Origin of the sequence: Kitasatospora sp. CB02891 (assembly GCF_002803145.1) — a bacterium.
Taxonomy (GTDB): domain Bacteria; phylum Actinomycetota; class Actinomycetes; order Streptomycetales; family Streptomycetaceae; genus Kitasatospora; species Kitasatospora griseola.
Genome location: NZ_NNBO01000014.1, coordinates 146,143 through 164,050, shown reverse-complemented (window position 1 = coordinate 164,050; position 17,908 = coordinate 146,143). Strand labels below are relative to the sequence as shown.

Annotated in this window: 13 protein-coding genes; all 13 read right to left on the bottom strand. The window is 71.0% G+C overall.

What is annotated here, in order from left to right; genetic code table 11:
• Positions 1 to 53: 53 nt before the first annotated feature.
• Positions 54 to 1,676 (bottom strand): ABC transporter substrate-binding protein, encoded by a 1,623-nt coding sequence (locus CG736_RS27500; RefSeq protein ID WP_100588856.1) that lies wholly within the window; start codon positions 1,674 to 1,676, stop codon positions 54 to 56.
• 297 nt (positions 1,677 to 1,973) lie between these two features.
• Complete coding sequence (locus tag CG736_RS27495; protein WP_100588855.1) at positions 1,974 to 2,984, bottom strand: ABC transporter ATP-binding protein; 1,011 nt, start codon at positions 2,982 to 2,984, stop codon at positions 1,974 to 1,976.
• Positions 2,977 to 4,029: an ABC transporter ATP-binding protein gene (locus tag CG736_RS27490; RefSeq protein WP_043915885.1), complete on the bottom strand. Its 1,053-nt coding sequence runs from the start codon at positions 4,027 to 4,029 to the stop codon at positions 2,977 to 2,979. The genes CG736_RS27495 and CG736_RS27490 overlap by 8 nt, the downstream gene beginning before the upstream one ends.
• Before the next feature lie 17 nt (positions 4,030 to 4,046).
• The gene (locus tag CG736_RS27485) at positions 4,047 to 4,970 is read right to left on the bottom strand and encodes an ABC transporter permease (protein ID WP_100588854.1); all 924 of its coding nucleotides are present in this window, start codon (positions 4,968 to 4,970) and stop codon (positions 4,047 to 4,049) included.
• Entirely contained in the window at positions 4,963 to 5,889 is a 927-nt protein-coding gene (locus CG736_RS27480) for an ABC transporter permease (protein WP_100588853.1), read from the bottom strand. The genes CG736_RS27485 and CG736_RS27480 overlap by 8 nt, the downstream gene beginning before the upstream one ends.
• 139 nt (positions 5,890 to 6,028) lie before the next feature.
• Positions 6,029 to 7,657 carry an ABC transporter substrate-binding protein gene (locus tag CG736_RS27475; protein WP_100588852.1) on the bottom strand — a complete coding sequence of 543 codons (1,629 nt, stop codon included), beginning with the start codon at positions 7,655 to 7,657 and terminating at the stop codon, positions 6,029 to 6,031.
• A 345-nt stretch (positions 7,658 to 8,002) separates the two neighbouring features.
• Complete coding sequence (gene typA / locus CG736_RS27470) at positions 8,003 to 9,907, bottom strand: translational GTPase TypA (RefSeq protein ID WP_100588851.1); 1,905 nt, start codon at positions 9,905 to 9,907, stop codon at positions 8,003 to 8,005.
• Positions 9,908 to 10,108: 201 nt separating this feature from the next.
• A complete protein-coding gene (locus tag CG736_RS27465) occupies positions 10,109 to 12,649 on the bottom strand; it encodes a SpoIIE family protein phosphatase (protein WP_369880572.1) in 2,541 nt (846 codons plus the stop codon).
• A 75-nt stretch (positions 12,650 to 12,724) separates the two neighbouring features.
• Entirely contained in the window at positions 12,725 to 15,526 is a 2,802-nt protein-coding gene (locus tag CG736_RS27460; protein ID WP_100588850.1) for a SpoIIE family protein phosphatase, read from the bottom strand.
• Between the two features lie 206 nt (positions 15,527 to 15,732).
• On the bottom strand, positions 15,733 to 16,128 hold the full coding sequence (locus tag CG736_RS27455; protein ID WP_043915880.1) for an NUDIX domain-containing protein: 396 nt from the start codon (positions 16,126 to 16,128) through the stop codon (positions 15,733 to 15,735).
• Between the two features lie 53 nt (positions 16,129 to 16,181).
• A complete protein-coding gene (locus CG736_RS27450; RefSeq protein ID WP_232734211.1) occupies positions 16,182 to 16,652 on the bottom strand; it encodes a CYTH domain-containing protein in 471 nt (156 codons plus the stop codon).
• A gap of 85 nt (positions 16,653 to 16,737) precedes the next feature.
• Complete coding sequence (locus tag CG736_RS27445) at positions 16,738 to 16,965, bottom strand: hypothetical protein (RefSeq protein WP_100588848.1); 228 nt, start codon at positions 16,963 to 16,965, stop codon at positions 16,738 to 16,740.
• A gap of 82 nt (positions 16,966 to 17,047) precedes the next feature.
• Positions 17,048 to 17,854 (bottom strand): methyltransferase domain-containing protein, encoded by an 807-nt coding sequence (locus CG736_RS27440; RefSeq protein ID WP_232734210.1) that lies wholly within the window; start codon positions 17,852 to 17,854, stop codon positions 17,048 to 17,050.
• Between the last annotated feature and the right edge of the window lie 54 nt (positions 17,855 to 17,908).

Genomic DNA, 17,908 nt, shown 5'->3' with positions numbered 1-17,908 from the left:
CTGACGTGGCCCCGCCCTCCGTGCGGGGAGGGCGGGGCCGGCGTCGAACGGGATCAGCCCTTGACCTCGACCTGGGTCCAGGCCGGATTGCCGAAGGAGTCGAACGTCACGTTCTGCACCTTGGTGGAGTAACCGGAGTTCGTCCGGTAGTACCAGAGCGGGATGGCCGGCATGTCCGTCGCCAGCTGGGCCTCGGCCTGCTGGTAGCCGGTCGCGGTGTCCTGGATCGAGGCGGCCTGGTCGGCCTCGGTGGCGAGCTTGTCGAACTCCGGGCTGGAGTAGCCGGTGTCGTTGGAGGCCGCACCGGTGCGGTACACGTCCGCCAGGAAGTTCGCGTTCAGCGGGTAGTCCTGCACCCAGCCGGTCCGGAACATGCCGTTGATCTGGTGCCCGGTGATCGCCGCCCGGGCGGTCTTGAAGTCGGTCTTCGGGTCACCGGAGCAGTTCACCCCGGTCGCCTGCCGGATCGAGTTGCAGACCGCGTCCACCCACTCCTTGTGGCCGCCGTCCGCGTTGTAGGTGATCTTCAGCGAGTTCCCGGGGACGCCGCCGCCCTCCTGGATCAACTGCTTGGCCTTGTCCGGGTTGTACGTGCAGAAGTCCCCGCACGTCCCCGCCTTGTAGCCCTCCACGCCCTCGGCCACCCACGCCGACGCCGACGCCCGCGAGCCCTGCAGCACCGTCTTGGTGATGGTGTTCCGGTCGATCGCCATCGACAGACCCTGCCGGACCTTGGCCTTGTCCGCCCCCTGCCACTCCGGCTGGTACAGCGTGAAGCCGACGTTCTGGATCGCGCCCTGCGGGGCGTCGATCGCCCGGTCGCCCAGGTCGTTCTTGTAGTTCGCCAGCGCCGACGGCGGCACCTGGTCCATCACGTCCAGGTTGTTCGACTGCAGGTCCGCGTAGGCCGCCTCCGCGGTGGTGTACATCTTGAACACCACGCCGCCGTTCTTCGGCTTGTCCACACCCTGGTAGTTGGCGAACGTCTTGGTGACCACCTGCGAGTTGTGGTCCCAACTGACGAACTCGTACGGCCCGTTGCCCACCGGCTTCTGCCCGTAGCCCGCCGGGTCCTTGTAGAACCCCTCCGGCAGCGGCGAGAACGCCACGTACCCCAGCTTGTACGGGAAGTACGAGACCTTGTTGGTCAGCTTGATCGTGAAGTGCGTGTCGTCCTGCACGGTCAGCCCCGACATGGTGTCCGAGGTCGGACTGCCGCTCTGCGGGTGGACGTCCGTGTAGCCCTGGATGTCCCCGAACCACGAACTGTTGATCTGGTTGTTCTTGGTGCTCGCCGCCCAGTTCCAGGCGTCCACGAAGCTCTTCGCCGTCACCGGCGTCCCGTCGTGGAACGTCCAGCCCGACTTCATCGTCACGTTGTACGTCTGCGCGTCACTGGTGTCGATCGTGTCCGCGACCTGCATCCGCAGCTTGCCGTTGGACGGGTCGTAGTCCGCCAGCCCCTTGAACAGGTTCTGCACGATCCGCCCGCCGCCGGTCTCGTTGGCATTGGCCGGCTGCAACGGATTCTGCGGCTCACTGCTCTGGTACGTGAACGTCCTGCTGGCGTCCGACGGACCGCCGCTCGAACTGCTGCCACCACCACAACCCGTGGCCATCAGGGCCACAGAGGTCGCACTGACGACAGCCCAGCGCACACGGGTGCCTGCGGGCATGGAGCCTCCTCCTCAAGGGCGTATGACGCATCACACCCCATGAGAAGTGCCGCGTAGCGGCGACGCGACCGAGATGACTCCGGACGGCCCAAGGGCGCGCAACCGGGGAGGGCGGGCACGAAACGCAGGCGGGCTCGAAACGCAGGCGGGCGCGAAAACAGGGGCGCGGGGAACTGCGCGAAGCGGAGGGCGCCCGTCAGCCAGGTCGCGAGCAAGTGCAAGTCATTGCCCTCGTCGCGACCCAGCGCTTGGCTGCCTTCTGCTTCGCTCAGTTCCCCGCGCCCCTGTCGGTGCGCGTTATGCGGCCTGGCGCTCCTCGGCGAAGTGGCACGCCGAGTCGTGCTTGGCCCCGCCCGTGAGCAGCTTCGGGGCGGCGAGCAGCGGCGACTCCGTCGCGCAGCGCTCCTCCGCCTTCCAGCAGCGGGTGCGGAAGCGGCAGCCGGACGGCGGGTTCGCCGGGGAGGGGATGTCGCCGGAGAGGATGATCCGCTCGCGGCCCTCGCGGCCGGTCGGGTCGGGCACCGGCACCGCGGACAGCAGCGCCTGCGTGTACGGGTGGGTGGCGTGGTCGTAGATCTCGGTGTCGGTGCCGATCTCGACCATCCGGCCAAGGTACATCACGCCGACCCGGTCGGAGATGTGCCGGACGATCGACAGGTCGTGCGCGATGAACATGTAGGAGAGCTCGAACTCCGTCTGGAGCTGCTCCAGCAGGTTGATCACCTGCGCCTGCACCGAGACGTCCAGGGCCGAGACCGGCTCGTCGCAGATGATCACCTCGGGCTTGAGCGCCAGCCCGCGCGCGATGCCGATGCGCTGGCGCTGGCCGCCGGAGAACTGGTGCGGGTACCGGTTGATGTACTCCGGGTTCAGGCCCACCACGTCCAGCAGGTCCTGGACCGCCTTGCGGCGGTCGCCCTTCGGCGCCACCTCCGGGTGGATCTCGAACGGCTCCCCGATGATGTCGCCGACCGTCATCCGCGGGTTCAACGAGGTGTACGGGTCCTGGAACACCATCTGGATGTTGCGCCGAACGGCCTTGAGCGCGGCACCGGACAGCCGGGAGATGTCCTCGCCCTTGTAGAGGACCTGGCCGGCGGTCGCCCGCTCCAGGTTCATCAGGACCTTGGCGAGGGTCGACTTGCCGCAGCCGGACTCGCCGACGATGCCGAGCGTCTCGCCCTTGTTGAGGGTGAAGGAGACGCCGTCGACGGCCTTGACCGCGCCGACCTGCTTCTTGAAGAGGACGCCCTGGGTGAGCGGGTAGTGCTTGACCAGGTCGCGGACCTCCAGGATGGGCTCAGCCATGGAGGGTCTCCTTCCAGAGGTGGCAGGCGCTCTTGCGGCCGGCGAGCTCGGCCCCGTCCCGGTCGGTGACCTGGTGCAGGGCGGGGATCTCGGTGCGGCACAGGTCGGTGGCGACGTCGCAGCGCGGGTTGAAGGCGCAGCCGGCCGGGACCTTGTAGAGGTTGGGCGGCAGGCCCTTGATCGCGTAGAGCTCCTCGCCCTTCTGGTCCAGTCGCGGGATCGACCGGAGCAGGCCCTTGGTGTAGGGGTGGGCGGGCCGCGCGTAGAGGTCGTGCACGGGGGCGGTCTCGACGATCCGGCCGGCGTACATGACGGCGATCTTGTCGGCCACGTCGGCGACCACGCCGAGGTCGTGGGTGATCAGGATCAGACCCATGTGGTACTCGGCCTGGAGCTCGGCGAGCAGGTCCATCACCTGCGCCTGGACGGTGACGTCCAGCGCCGTGGTCGGCTCGTCCGCGATGATCAGGTCCGGCTCCAGGGCCAGCGCCATCGCGATCATGATGCGCTGGCGCATGCCGCCGGAGAACTGGTGCGGGTAGTCGTTCACGCGCTGCGCGGCGGCGGGGATGCGGACCCGGTCCATCAGTTCGATGGCCTTGGCCTTGGCCTCCTTGCGGGAGGCGCCCTCGTGCACGCGGAACATCTCGCCGAGCTGGTAGCCGACGGAGAGCACCGGGTTGAGCGAGGACAGCGCGTCCTGGAAGATCATCGCGATCTTGCGGCCGCGGATCTTCCGGCGCTCCTCGTTCGACATCTTGAGCATGTCCCGGCCCCGGAACATGATCTCGCCGGCGGTGACCCGGCCGGGCGGCATGTCGAGGATGCCCATGATGGTCTGGGCCGTGACGGACTTGCCGGAGCCGGACTCGCCGAGGACGGCGAGGGTCTCGCCGGCCGCGACCGAGTAGTTCACTCCGTTGACGGCCTTGGCGACGCCGTCGCGGGTCTTGAACTCGACGTGCAGGTCGCGGACGTCGAGCAGCGGGGTGCCGGGGACCAGGCGGTCCTTCGCGGCGGTGGTCTTCTCGGGTGCGGTGGTCATGGTGCGGGCCGCCTCTCTCAGCGCAGCTTCGGGTCGAGGGCGTCGCGCACCGCATCGCCGAGCATGATGAACGCCAGCACGGTGACGCTGAGCATGCCGGCGGGGAAGAACAGCGCGAACGGCGCGGTACGGAGGACCTTCTGGGCCGAGTTGATGTCGATGCCCCAGGAGATGGTCGGGTCCTGCAGGCCGATGCCGAGGAAGCTCAGCGTGGCCTCGGTGGCGATGTAACCGCCGAGCGCGATGGTGGCGACCACGATCACCGGGGCGATCGCGTTCGGCAGGATGTGCTTGAACATGATCCGGGTGGTGCCGGCGCCGAGCGCCTTGGCCGCCGTCACGTAGTCGGCCTGCTTGACGGTGATCACCGAGCCGCGCATCACGCGGGTCATCTGGGTCCAGCCGAGGGCGACCAGGGCGAAGACCACCGACCAGACGGTGCGGGTGGTGAAGGCGTTCAGCACGACCAGCGCGCCGAGCAGCAGCGGGATGCCGAAGAACATGTCGGTGACCCGGGAGATCACCGCGTCGACCCAGCCGCCGTAGTAGCCGGCGATCATGCCGGCCAGACCGCCGAGGACGGTGACGCCTGCGGTGACGCAGATGCCGACCACCACGGAGGCGCGGGCGCCGTAGATCATCCGGGCGTAGATGGACCGGCCCTGCCCGTCGTAGCCGAACCAGTCGGCCTGGAAGAAGTGCAGGTAGTTCGGCTTGCTCAGGTAGTGCAGGCGCAGGTCGCCGGCCCGCGGGTCCACCGAGGTGAACAGGCTGGGGGCGATCGCGAAGGCGATCAGCAGCACGATCAGCGCCGCCGAGATGATGAAGATCGGCCGCTTGCGCAGGTCGTGCCAGGCGTCCGAGCCGAGGCTGCGGGGCTTCTCCGGCTTGGGCTCGGTGGAGCCCGTCGCCGGGGCGGTCTTCTCGATCAGGTCAGGCATACCGGATCCTCGGGTCCAGGACCGCGTAGAGCAGGTCGACGATCAGGCTGGCGGCCAGGTACACCAGCACCAGCACGACGACGAAACCGGAGACGGTCGCGCCCTCGTTGAGGTTGATGGCGTGGTACAGCGCGTTGCCGACGCCCTTGACGTTGAAGATGCCCTCAGTGACGATCGCGCCGCCCATCAGGGCGCCGAGGTCGGTGCCCAGGAAGGTCACCACCGGGATCATCGAGTTGCGCAGCAGGTGGGTGCCGATGACCTTGCGCCGGGGCAGGCCCTTGGCGATCGCGGTGCGCATGTAGTCCGACTTGACGTTCTCCGCGATGGAGGTGCGGGTCAGTCGGGCGACGTACGCGAGGGACAGCGAGCCGAGCACGATGGCGGGCAGCATCAGCTGGCCGAGGTTCATCGAGTCCTGAACGGTCGGGGTGATCCACTTGAGCTGGATCGCGAAGACGTTCTGGAAGATGAAGCCGAGCACCGGGACCGGGATCGAGATCAGCAGCAGGGTCAGCACCAGGGTGACCTTGTCGAACGCCTTGCCGCGGCGCAGGCCGGCCAGCAGGCCGATGCCGACGCCGACCACCAGCTCGAAGACGAAGGCCAGCAGCGCCAGTCGAACGGTGACCGGCAGGGCCTCGCCGATGACGTCGATGACCTTGCGGCCGGCCAGGGTCTCACCGAAGTTTCCCCTGAACAGGTCGCCCATGTAGTTGAGGTACTGCTGCCCGATCGAGACGTCGAGTCCCATCCGGTGCTTGAACGCGGCCAGCTGCGCGGGGTCGGCGGCCTTGTCTCCCCACATTGCCGCCGCCGGGTCACCGGGCAGCATGCGGGTCATGAAGAAAATGATCGTGACCGTGCCCAGGAACACCGGGATCATCTGGAGCAGTCGCCTCGCGACAAAGCGCCCCATCGTGCCTCCAATTTGCTGCTCTGACGGGCCGTCGTCCCGATCAGAGTTCTTGGCGTGACAACGGCCGGTGCCGGTCCGCCCGGTGGGGCGGGGTACGGGCACCGGCCGTGTCGGTTCGAGCCGTGCGGTGCCGGCTCGGTTACTTCTGCTTGACCTCGACCTGGGTGAAGACCGGGTCGCCGAACGAGTCGTACTTCACGTTCTGCACGTTCTTCGAGTAACCGGCGGTGGTCTTGTAGTACCAGAGCGGGATGGACGGCATGTCCTTGGCCAGCTCCGCCTCGGCCTGCTGGTACAGCTCGGCGGTCTTCTCCACCGTGGTGGCCTTGTCCGCCTCGGCCGCCAGCTTGTCGAACTCCGGGCTGGAGTAGCCGGCGTCGTTGGCCGCGGCACCGGTGCCGTACACGTCGCGCAGGAAGTTGGCGTTCAGCGGGTAGTCCTGCACCCAGCCGGTCCGCATCAGGCCGTCGACCTTCTTGTTCTTGACCAGGTCGCGGGCCGACTTGAAGTCCGGCTTCGGGTCGCCGACGCACTCCACGCCGGTGGCCTGACGGATGGAGTTGCAGACCGCGTCCACCCACTCCTTGTGGCCGCCGTCCGCGTTGTACAGGACGGTGATCTTGTTGCCGGGGACGCCGCCGCCCTCGGTGACCAGCTGCTTGGCCTTCGCCGGGTTGTAGGTGCAGGCCTCGCCGCAGGTGTTGTCCTTGTAGCCCATGGCGCCCGGGGCGACCCAGGTGTTGGCGGGCTGGCGGGAACCGTTGAGCACCGTCTTGGTGATGGTGTCGCGGTCGATCGCCATCGACAGGCCCTGGCGGACCTTGGCCTTGTCCTGGCCCTTCCAGGAGTCCTGGTAGAGCGAGAACGAGATGTTCTGGATCGCGCCCTGGGGCTGGTCGACGGCGCGGTCGCCCAGGTCGTTCTTGTAGGAGGCGAGGTCGCTCGGGTCGACCTGGTCCAGCACGTCCAGGTTGTCGGAGACCAGGTCCTTGTAGGCGGCCTCGGGCTGCGCGTAGTTCTTGAAGACGATGCCGCCGTTCTTCGGCTTGTCGGCGCCCTCGTACTTGTCGTAGGCGGCGAGGGTGATCGCCTTGTTGTGCTCCCACGAGACGAACTTGTAGGGGCCGTTGCCGATCGGCGACTGGCCGTACTTCGCCGGGTCGGTGTAGAAGACCTTCGGCAGCGGCGAGAAAGCGGTGTAGCCGAGCTTGTACTCGAAGTACGACACCGGGCCGGTCAGCGCGATGGTGAAGTGGGTGTCGTCGACGACCTTCAGGCCGGACATGGTCTCGGCGGTCGGGTCGCCCTTGTCCGGGTGGACCGCGTCGTAGCCCTGGATGTCGGAGAACCAGTCGGAGTTGATCTGGTTGTTCTTGGTGTTGGCGGACCAGTTCCAGGCGTCCACGAAGGACTGCGCGGTCACCGGGGTGCCGTCGTGGAAGGTCCAGCCGGACTTCAGGGTGACGGTGTAGTTCTGCGCGTCGGTGGTCTCGATCTTGTCGGCGACCTGGTTGCGCAGCTTGCCGTTGCTGGGGTCGTAGTCCACCAGACCCTTGAACAGGTTCTTGATGACACGACCGCCGCCGACCTCCATGGCGTTGGCGGGCTGGAGCGGGTTCTGCGGCTCGGAGCTCTGGTAGCTGAACGTGCCCTGGGCGTTGGCCGGTCCGCTGGAAGCGCCGTCCGACGAGCTGCTGCCGCAAGCGGTAGCGGCGAGGGCGACCGCGACGGCTGCGACAACCCACTTGGCCTGGCTGGCACCGCGCATGGGTGTGCCTCCTGAAATCGTGTTGCAGATCGCTCGCGGCCTGGCGCGCACCCCTGCGCAGAAGCCTCGACCCGAGCTCGACTGCACCCACTATCGGTCACTCTTGGATACGGAATTGACCAATACGGATTTCAATTTGGTCACATGAACGGCGCATGATCTCAAAAATCGGACATTACAGACATAGCCAGACAGGGGCGAAACGGACAGTTGTCACGGATGACGATCGGTGACGTCCGATTAACGAACAGCCCGCCCTCGGCCGCTTGTGACGGAGCGTCACCAAAAAGCCGACCGGCCGGCACCCCGAGGGGCACCGGCCGGTCGGCCGAAAACGGGCGGGCGTCAGCTCTTCTTGGCGCGCGACGCGGTGCGGCCGCGCTCCTTGGCGTCCAGGACGACCTTGCGGATGCGCACGGTCTCCGGGGTCACCTCGATGCACTCGTCCTCGCGGCAGAACTCCAGCGACTGCTCCAGCGAGAGCTTGCGCGGCGGGACGATCGACTCGGCCACGTCAGCGTTCGAGGAACGCATGTTGGTGAGCTTCTTCTCCTTGGTGATGTTCACGTCCATGTCGTCGGAGCGCGAGTTCTCGCCGACGATCATGCCCTCGTACACCTCGGTGCCGGGGTCGGTGAACAGCACGCCGCGCTCCTGCAGGTTGGTCATCGCGAACGCGGTGACCACGCCGGAGCGGTCGGCGACCAGCGAACCGTTGTTACGGGTCGTCAGGTTGCCGAACCACGGCTCGTAGCCCTCGTGGATCGAGTGCGCGATGCCGGTGCCGCGGGTGTTGGTGAGGAACTCCGTCCGGAATCCGATCAGGCCGCGGGACGGCACCACGAACTCCATCCGGACCCAGCCCGAACCGTGGTTGGACATGTTGTCCATCCGGCCCTTGCGGATGCCCATCAGCTGGGTGACGGCGCCCATGTGCTCCTCGGGGACGTCCACCGTGAGGCGCTCGACCGGCTCGTGGGTCTTGCCGTTGACCTCGCGGGTGACGACCTGCGGCTTGCCGACGGTCAGCTCGAAGCCTTCCCGGCGCATGGTCTCGATCAGGATGGCCAGCGCCAGCTCACCGCGGCCCTGCACCTCCCAGGCGTCGGGACGCTCGGTCTCCAGCACGCGCAGCGAGACGTTGCCGATCAGCTCGCGGTCCAGGCGGTCCTTGACCTGACGGGCCGTCACCTTGCGGTCGACCTTGCCCGCGGACTTGGCGTCCGCGCCCTTGCCGGAGCCGCCCTTGCCGACCAGCGGCGAGGTGTTGGTGCCGATGGTCATCGAGATCGCCGGCTCGTCGACGGTGATCAGCGGCAGCGCGATCGGGTTCTCGGTGTCGGCGAGGGTCTCGCCGATCATGATGTCGCCGATGCCGGCGACGGCGCAGATGTCACCGGGGCCGGCCACCTCGGCGGGCTTGCGGGTGAGCGCCTCGGTCATCAGCAGCTCGGAGATCCGGACGTTCTGGATCGAGCCGTCGCGCCTGATCCAGGCCACCGTCTGGCCCTTGCGCAGCTCGCCCTGCTCGACGCGGAGCAGCGCGATGCGGCCGAGGAAGTTGTCGGCGTCCAGGTTGGTGACGTGCGCCTGCAGCGGGGCGTCCTCGTCGTAGGTCGGGGCCGGCACGTGCTCCAGGATGGTGGAGAAGAACGGCTCCAGGTTCTCGGAGTCGGCCGGCACGGTGCCGTTCTCCGGCTTGGTCAGCGAAGCGACGCCGTCCCGGGCGCAGGCGTAGACGATCGGGAACTCGATCTGGTCCTCGTCCGCGTCCAGGTCCAGGAACAGGTCGTAGGTCTCGTTGATGACCTCGTCGATCCGGGCGTCCGGACGGTCGGTCTTGTTGATGCACAGGATGACGGGCAGGCGCGCGGAGAGCGCCTTGCGGAGCACGAAGCGGGTCTGCGGCAGCGGGCCCTCGGAGGCGTCGACCAGCAGGACGACCGCGTCCACCATCGACAGACCGCGCTCGACCTCGCCACCGAAGTCGGCGTGGCCCGGGGTGTCGATGATGTTGATGGTGATCGGCGCGCCGCCGTCCTTGGGGTGGTACTTGACCGCCGTGTTCTTCGCGAGAATGGTGATGCCCTTCTCACGCTCCAGGTCGTTCGAGTCCATCATGCGGTCGTCGAGCTGCTGGTGGGCCGCGAAAGCACCGGCCTGCTTGAGCATGGCGTCGACCAGAGTGGTCTTGCCGTGGTCGACGTGGGCGACGATGGCGACGTTGCGGATGTCGTTGCGCGTGGGCATGCGGCGCTGATTCTCCCGGAATCGTGGGTCACGGTGCCCGGCCCGCGTCAGCATTCACCGGTCCACCCACCGGGCACGGCACATGCCTCGGCTTCTCCCCATCGTACGGGGAAGCCCGCAATGGAGCAGAAACGGGCAGCCGGAGGAGGTTTGGATCACAACGGCCCGGCACCCGCTTCCGGTACGAACGGACGGCGGGGGCTAGAGCGCCAGCTCGAACCAGACGATCTTGCCCTTGGGGGTGCGGCGGCTGCCCCAGCGTTCGGCCAGCAGGGAGACGAGCTGCAGGCCGCGGCCGCCCTCGTCGGTCTCCTGGGCGCGGCGCTGGCGCGGTTGGGCGTAGGCGTCGTCCCAGACCTCGCAGACCATGGTCCGGTCGCGCAGCAGTCGCAGCCGGATCTCGCCGCGGCCGTGCCGCAGGGCGTTCGTCACCAGTTCACTGACCAGCAGCTCGGAGGTGTCGACGAGTTCGTCCAGGCCGCGCTCCAGCAGCCAGCCGCAGGCGGCCTCGCGGGCCCGGGCGACCGAGGTCGGCTCGGGCGGCAGCCGCCAGTCGCCGACGGAGCCCGTGGGCAGCGCGTGGACCTTGGCCATCAGCAGGGCGATGTCGTCCTCGCCGTGGTGCGGGTTGAGCTCCTCCAGCACCTGGTCGCAGAGCTCCTCCAGGCGGTCGGAGCCGTTGGTGAGGGCGGTGCGGAAGGCGTTCAGGCCCTCGTCCAGCTGGTGCTTGCGGGACTCCACCAGGCCGTCGGTGTACAGGCCGAGGACGGCGCCCTCGGGCAGGTCGACGGTGACCTCCTCGAACGGCTCGCCGCCGACGCCGAGCGGCAGGCCGGGCGGCACGTCGAGCATCCGGGCGCGCTGGCCGGGGACGAGCAGCACCGGCGGGAGGTGGCCGGCGTTGGCGAAGGTGCAGCGCTGCTTGACGGCGTCGTAGACGGCGTACACGCAGGTGGCGAGGTAGACCTCGGCGCCGGCGCGGTCCGGTTCGGCGTCGTCGTTGCCGAGGCCGCGGGCGATCTCGTCGAGGGCGGAGAGCACTTCCTCCGGGTCCAGGTCGAGCATCGCGAGGGTTCGCACGGCGGTGCGCAGCTGGCCCATCGCGACGGCGGCGCGCAGGCCGCGGCCCATCACGTCGCCGATCACCAGGGCGGTGCGGCTGCCGGGCAGCGGGATGACGTCGAACCAGTCGCCGCCGACCTCGGTGTTGTTGTTGCTGGGCAGGTAGCGGCGGGCGATCTCCAGGCCGGAGGCGGCCGGGTTGCCCGGGGGCAGCAGGCTGCGCTGCAGGATCAGCGCGCGCTCGTGCTCGCGGCGGTACAGGCGGGCGTTGTCGACGCAGACCGCGGCGCGGGCGACCAGTTCCTCGGCGATCGCCACCTCGCGGGCGTCGAACGGCTCGCTGCCGATCGCCCGGGACAGCTGCACCAGGCCGAGCACCTGGTCGCGGGCGACCAGCGGCACCACCAGGGTGGAGCGCAGCAGCGGGTCGGGCCCGGGCTGCGGGACGACGCTGCGGCCGGTGCGCAGCGCGCGGGCGTGCGGGGAGCGCGGCGGGTAGCAGAGCGTGCCGCCGGCCTCGGCGACCCGGACGCCGCCGCGCTCGGCGCCGAGCACCGACGGGGCGTTGCCGACCACGCTGGAGACCGCGACCCGGCGCAGTTCGCCGTTCTCCGGGTTGGCGGTGAGCGAGGAGTCGCCGGTGAGCAGCGCGGTGTACAGGTCGACGGTGGCGACGTCGCAGAACTGCGGGACGATCACGTCGAGCAGTTCCTTGGCGGTGGTCTCCAGGTCGAGGGTGGAGCCGATGTGGGTGGAGGCCTCGTTGAGCAGGGCGAGGCTGCGGCGCACTCCGGCGGCCTCGCGTTCGGCGATGCTCCGGCTGGTGACGTCCTGGACCTGCCCGGCGACGCCGATCGGGCGGCCGCCGGCGGCGGTGAGGCGGTACAGCGAGACCGCCCAGGTGCGCTCGTCGTCGCGGCCGGCCGGGCGGCCGGGGCGGCCGGGGGCGGACATCCGCAGGTCGAGGACCGGCTCCTGGCCGGTGAGGACCTTGCGCAGGGCGAGCAGCAGCCGGTCGGCGTCGGAGGGCCGGAACACGTCGCCGGGGGCGAGGCCCTGCAGGGCGCCGGGGCTGCGGCCGAGGCCGGCCGCGAAGGCGCCGTTGACGCGCTGCAGCTTCAGGTCGGTGTCGAACAGGAAGAACCCGGTGGGGGTCTGCCGGATGACGGCCTCGGACGCGGCCAGGTCGGTCTCGATGGCGCGCAGCCGGCCGAGGTCGACGGCCAGGCAGGTGGCCGAGCCGTCGGCGCTGTCGGGCATCGCGTAGACCTCGGCGAGGCTCTCGGCGCCGGACTGGTCCCGGTAGGGGGCGGTGCCGACCCACTCCTCGCCGGACAGGATGCGCTCCAGCCGGGCCCGGCCGCGCTGCCACAGTTCGCGCGGGACGAACGCGGTGATCGGGTCCGCGCCGACCGCGTCCGCGGCGGGCACGCCGAAGAACTTGGCGGCCCGGTCGCTCCACTGCGCGATCCGGCCGTCGGGGCCGATCGCAAAGGTGGCGACCCGGATGTAGTCGTAGATGGTGCCCGAGGAGCCCTGTTCCCAGCCGTCCGGGAGGGTGGCATGCACCGTCGGGGCACCCGGCTGCTCCGGCAGCGCGGCTCGGCCGCTGCTGCCGTGCGTCGTGTTCCGTGCCGGGAAGCTGTTCAACGGACCGACCCCTCCAACCCGCGCGCCCATCCGGTGTCGAGACGACCGAGTATTTCGATGTCCGAGTATTCATCATTCGGGCGTGGGCGCACACGCCCTTCAACGTCACAACATCGACTCGGGTGGTTGAACGTCCGAGTCTGCCAGCTCGAACCAGACGACCTTGCCCAGCCCCTCGGCCCTGGTTCCCCACCGCAGGGCGAGCCGGCGGACCAGTTCGAGACCGCGCCCGCCCTCGTCGCCGGCGCTCGCGTGCCGCTCCTTGGGCGGGTCGGGCAGCGGGTCGGAGATCTCCACCAGCAGCAGGTCGCCGAGCGTCAGGCGGACCCCGATCGGGGCGCTGGCGTACCGGACGGCGTTCGTGACCAGTTCGCTGACCAGCAGCTCCGCGGTGTCGGTGAGGGACTCGACGCCCCAGTCGGCGAGGGTGTGGCGGACCAGCCGGCGGGCCCGGGAGACCGCGGTCGGCTCGGCGGGCAGCGTCCAGCCGGCGGTGGGGGCGTCCTCCCGTTCCCGGCCGAGCCGGGCCAGCAGCAGGGCCACGTCGTCGGGCTCGCGGCCCTGCTCCATGGTGTCGAGGACGGCCTCGCACGCCTGCTGGATCGAGGCGTACGGCTGTTCGAGCACGCTGATCAACCTCCCCAGTCCCACGTCCAGATCCTTGTCCCGGGACTCCACCAGCCCGTCCGTGCACAGGGCGAGCAGGCTGCCGTCCGGGATCTCCATCTCGATGGACTCGAACGGCACTCCGCCGACGCCGAGCGGCGCGCCGGAGGGCAGGTCGAGCACCTGGCCGGCGCCGCCGGGCAGCGGGCCGCCGGAGCGGGCCGGCTCGGCGTCGGCGCCGGGCACCACCAGGACCGGCGGGATGTGGCCGGCCTTGGTGACGGTCAGCCTGCGCCGCGCGGGGTCGAACACCGCGTAGACGCAGGTGGCGAGCAGGGCCTCGTCGGGGCCCTGGGCGAGGTCGTCGGCCAGCTCGTGGACGTGCCGCAGGACCACCTCGGGCGCCAGGTCGAGGGCGGCCAGCACCCGCACCGCGGTGCGCAGCCGGCCCATCGTGGCGGCGGCCCGCAGGCCGTGGCCCATCACGTCGCCGACCACCAGCGCGGTGCGGTCGCCGGGCAGCGGGATGACGTCGAACCAGTCGCCGCCGACCTCAGTGCCGCTGGAGCCCGGCACGTACCGGTAGGCCACCTCGACGCCGGCCGGCTGCGGCACCTGCTGGGGCAGCAGGGTGCGTTGCAGGGTGAGCGCGGCCGTCCGCTCGCGGGCGTACAGGCGGGCGTTGTCCAGCGAGCTGCCGGCCCGGTCGGCGAGTTCGACGGTGAAGGCCAGGTCGTCGCGGTCGAAGCCCTCCCGGTAGCCGGCCCGGCTGACCACCAGCAGGCCGATCACGATGCCGCGGGCCCGCAGCGGCACCACCAGCCGGGAGTGGATGCCGAGGTCGCGGGCGGCCTCGACCTTGGGGTCGCCGGGGAAGGACAGCGCGTCCAGCTCGGCGCCGGTGAGCAGTTCGGGGACGCCGCTGCGCAGCACCCGGCCGAACGCCGACTCGTCCTCGAAGGTGATCCGGGCGCCGTGCCGGAGCATGGTCTCCACCGTCGGGCCGTCCTGCACGGAGGCGACGCCCAGCTGCAGCAGCGAGGTGCGCCGGTCGTGGCCGTGCCGGGGCAGGTCGTCACCGTGCGCGACGGCCTGCAGCAGGATCGCCGCGGCGTAGTCGGCCAGCCGCGGGACCACCGCGCCGGCCAGCTCCTGGGCGATCATCGAGGCGTCCAGCAGGTCGCCGACCCGGGAGCCGAACTCGTTGAGCAGCGAGAGCCGGCGCCGGGCGCCCTCCACCTTGGCCACCGCCCGGTAGCGCTCGGTGACGTCCATCGCGGTGCCGGAGATGCCGAGTACCCGGCCGGCCCGGTCGGTCATCCGGCTGAACGAGATCGACCGGAAGCCGGCCCGGCCGCCCGGCGAGGCCAGCGTGACGTCGATGACGGGTTCGCCGGTGGCCAGCACCTGGCGCTGCAGGGCGGTGATCTCGTCGGCGGAGCGCTCCGGCAGCGTCTCGCCGGTGGTGCGGCCGATGTGCGCCTCGGCGGGCAGGCCGTTCATCTCGGCCAGCGTGCGGTTGACGGCGGTGTAGCGCAGTTCGGCGTCCAGCACCGCGATGCCCAGCGGGGACTGCTCGAACAGCGCGTCGCGGACCGCGAGGTCGCGCTCGACGGCGCGCAGCGCGGCGGCCTCGGTGAGCGCGGCCTGCACGTACGGGGCGCCGTCGCCGTCCACCAGCAGCGACAGCCGGACCTCCACCTCGACCGGCACGCCGTACCGGTCGCTGATGCCGGTGAAGCCGTGCCAGGAGCCGCGGCGCAGCGTCTCCTGCAGGGCGGCCCGGGCCCGCTGCTGGTCCTCCGGGGCGGCCAGCAGCTCCTCCAGCGCCCGGCCGACCAGCATCTCGCTGGGCCAGCCGAGCATCTCCTCGGCGGTCGGGCTCCACAGCACCACCCGGCCCGCGGTGTCCAGGATGACGATCGCCACCCGCACCACGTCCAGCAGGCTGCCGCCCTCGGTGCGGCGGCTGGGGTGCAGGGCGGTCGGCGCGGTGTCGGAGCGGGCGGCCGGGTGCAGGCCGAGCCCGCCGGGGAACGCCCGGGCGGGGCGGCCGCGGGTGCTCCGGCTGCCCGGGGCCTCCGGGGCGCCCCGGGCGGGCGGCTCCGGCCCGGCGGACGGCCCCGCGGTGGGCGGCGTCGGCGGTTCGTGGCCGGGGCGGCGGCGCAGGCGGGCGCGGGCGGCCGCGCTGCCGGAGCGGCCGGCGCCTATGGGCAGCGCGGAACCGCTCGACCGCCCCGGCCCGCGCGGAGGCAGGCCGGACGCCTCGCGCTCTCCCCCGCCGTCACCCGGCTTCGCCACCTACGGGGCCTCCGGCCGTCGCTGGAACGCACCGCCGGCGGGCCGTCGGGGGCGCGGGCCGCCGCCACGCCGCGCCGAACCCGGCTACTGATCGTGACGAATGCTGCCGGACACTGCCATACCCCGGGAAACGCCCAGCTATCCCGACATACGGGTCGTCTGTCCGATTGGCGTACAGAACGGGCATTTCCAGGGGCGTTCCGGCGTCAGTGCAGGTGGCCGTCGCGGTGCAGGTCGTCGAAGAGCAGCTGGTCGACCGGCGGGACGCGGTCGCGGTCGGCGTAGCCGAACCACTCCACGTCCTCGATCTCGCTGCTGGCGGCGAGGGCGCCCGTGTAGTCGGCGCGGTAGCAGGCCATCCGGACGGTGGGGCCGGACGGGTGGGCGTCGGCGTGGTAGGTGCCGACGTGGGCGACGGTGTCGGGGCGGATGGCGACGGTGAGCTCCTCGGCGACCTCGCGGGTCAGCGTCTGCAGGTCGGTCTCGTCGCCCTCGCGCTTGCCGCCGGGGATGTAGAACACGTCCTTGCCGCGGGGGCGCGCGCAGAGGATCCGGCCGCCCTCCAGGAGGACCCACGCCACCGTGTCGATCAGCTCTGCCATTGCCGCCCCGCCGCCCTTGCCGCTCGTACCGCTCGTCGGCTCCCGACCCTATGTCAGGGGCGGGGCGGCCCGGCGGCGGTGGCGAGGCGCTGGTTCTTCAGGTCGGGGCGGTCGGTGACCTCGGGCCCGAACCAGGGCGGCGGGGTGAACGCGGCGGCGTCCCGCTCGTCGGCGAACTCGACCTCGACGGTGCGCAGCCCGGCCAGCCGGCCGTGGAAGGTGTCGACCACGGCCTCGTACCGGCCGAGCTCCACCACCCGGCGGGTCTTGGCGACCCGGGCCTGCTCGGTGGCGGGCCACAGCGCCTCGAACTGCTCGGCGGTGAGCGGGGTCTCCCACTCGCCGCGGACCAGGCCGGTGCCGCGCTTGACGGTCAGTGAGCACGCCCCGCCCTGGTCCCGCACCCGGGCCTCGGCCCCGTCCGGGCCGGTCACCAGGTACCCCTGTCGGACGTCGAACTCCCGCCCGTCGGGGACGGTTTCGCCGTCCGGGACCAGGAACTTGCGCTCGATCTCCAGAGCCAACGGATGTCCTCCTCGCTCGGCACGGCCGTCCCGGCCCGCTGCTCCCGCCACGCTACGCGGCCGCGGGCGCCCGGGCCCGGACCGACTACCCGCGGCCCGCCCCGGGCTCCCCGGGCTCCCCGGGCTGCGCAGGCTTCTCGGGCTCTTCGCGTTCGACCCAGTAGAGCTGCTTGTGGCCGCGGGCCTCGAACTCGGCGGCCAGGGCCTCGGCGGCGGGGCGGGTGAGGCCGCGGGCCAGCAGGAAGCGGTTGCCGTTGTCGTCCTGGCGCATCACGCGGTGGGCGGCGGGCGTGCGGTCCGGGTGTTCCTCCATGGCGCCACACGGTAGCGGTCCGGCCCGATGGGGGGCGGGCCGGACCCTGCCGTGGCCGACGGGTCGGACCGCAGCGAGCCAACTAGCTTACGCTCAACAGGAGTTCACCGTGCAGGACGGCGAACCAGGCGTCCGGATGCTCGGCCCAGCGGGGCCAGCCGGCGGCGATCCGGGCCAGGTCGGCGGGGGTGGCGAGGCCCTCGGCGAGGGCGGTGGCGGCGGTGTTGGAGTGCACCGTCCGCTCGGCCCAGCTCTCCGACCACCAGGCGCGTTCGGCCTCGGTGGCGTACGTCCAGGTGCTGGAGGACGGCCGGGCGTCGGCCAGGCCGGCGGCGTGCGCCCAGGAGAGCAGGCGGCGGCCGGCGTCGGGCTCGCCGCCGGAGACCCGGGCGGTCGCCCGGTAGAGCGCCGACCACTCGTCGAGTTCCGGCAGTTCGGGGTACCAGGCCATCGCGGCGTAGTCGGCGTCGCGGACCGCGATCACCCCGCCGGGGGCGGTGACCCGGCGCATCTCGCGCAACGCGGCGACCGGGTCGGCGAGGTGCTGGAGCACCTGGTGGGCGTGCACCACGTCGAACGAGGCGTCGGCGTACGGGAGTCGGTACACGTCGGCGGCCTCGAAGGTCAGCCGCTGCTCCAGGCCGCGTTCGGCGGCGAGCGCGGCGGCCTGGGCGAGCACCTCGGCGGACGGGTCGACGCCGATCACCCGGCCGGTCGGGCCGAGCCGGTCGGCCAGGTCGGCGGTGATCGTGCCGGGCCCGCAGCCGACGTCCAACAGCCGCTGACCGGGGCGCAGTTCGGGCAGCAGGTAGGCCGCGGAGTTGGCGGCGGTGCGGGTGCGGTGCGAGCGCAGGACGGCGGCGTGGTGCCCATGGGTGTAACCGGCCACGGTGGTTCCCCTCTCCCTCGGAGCGACCCGCCCAGCATAGAAAACCGTTCCACT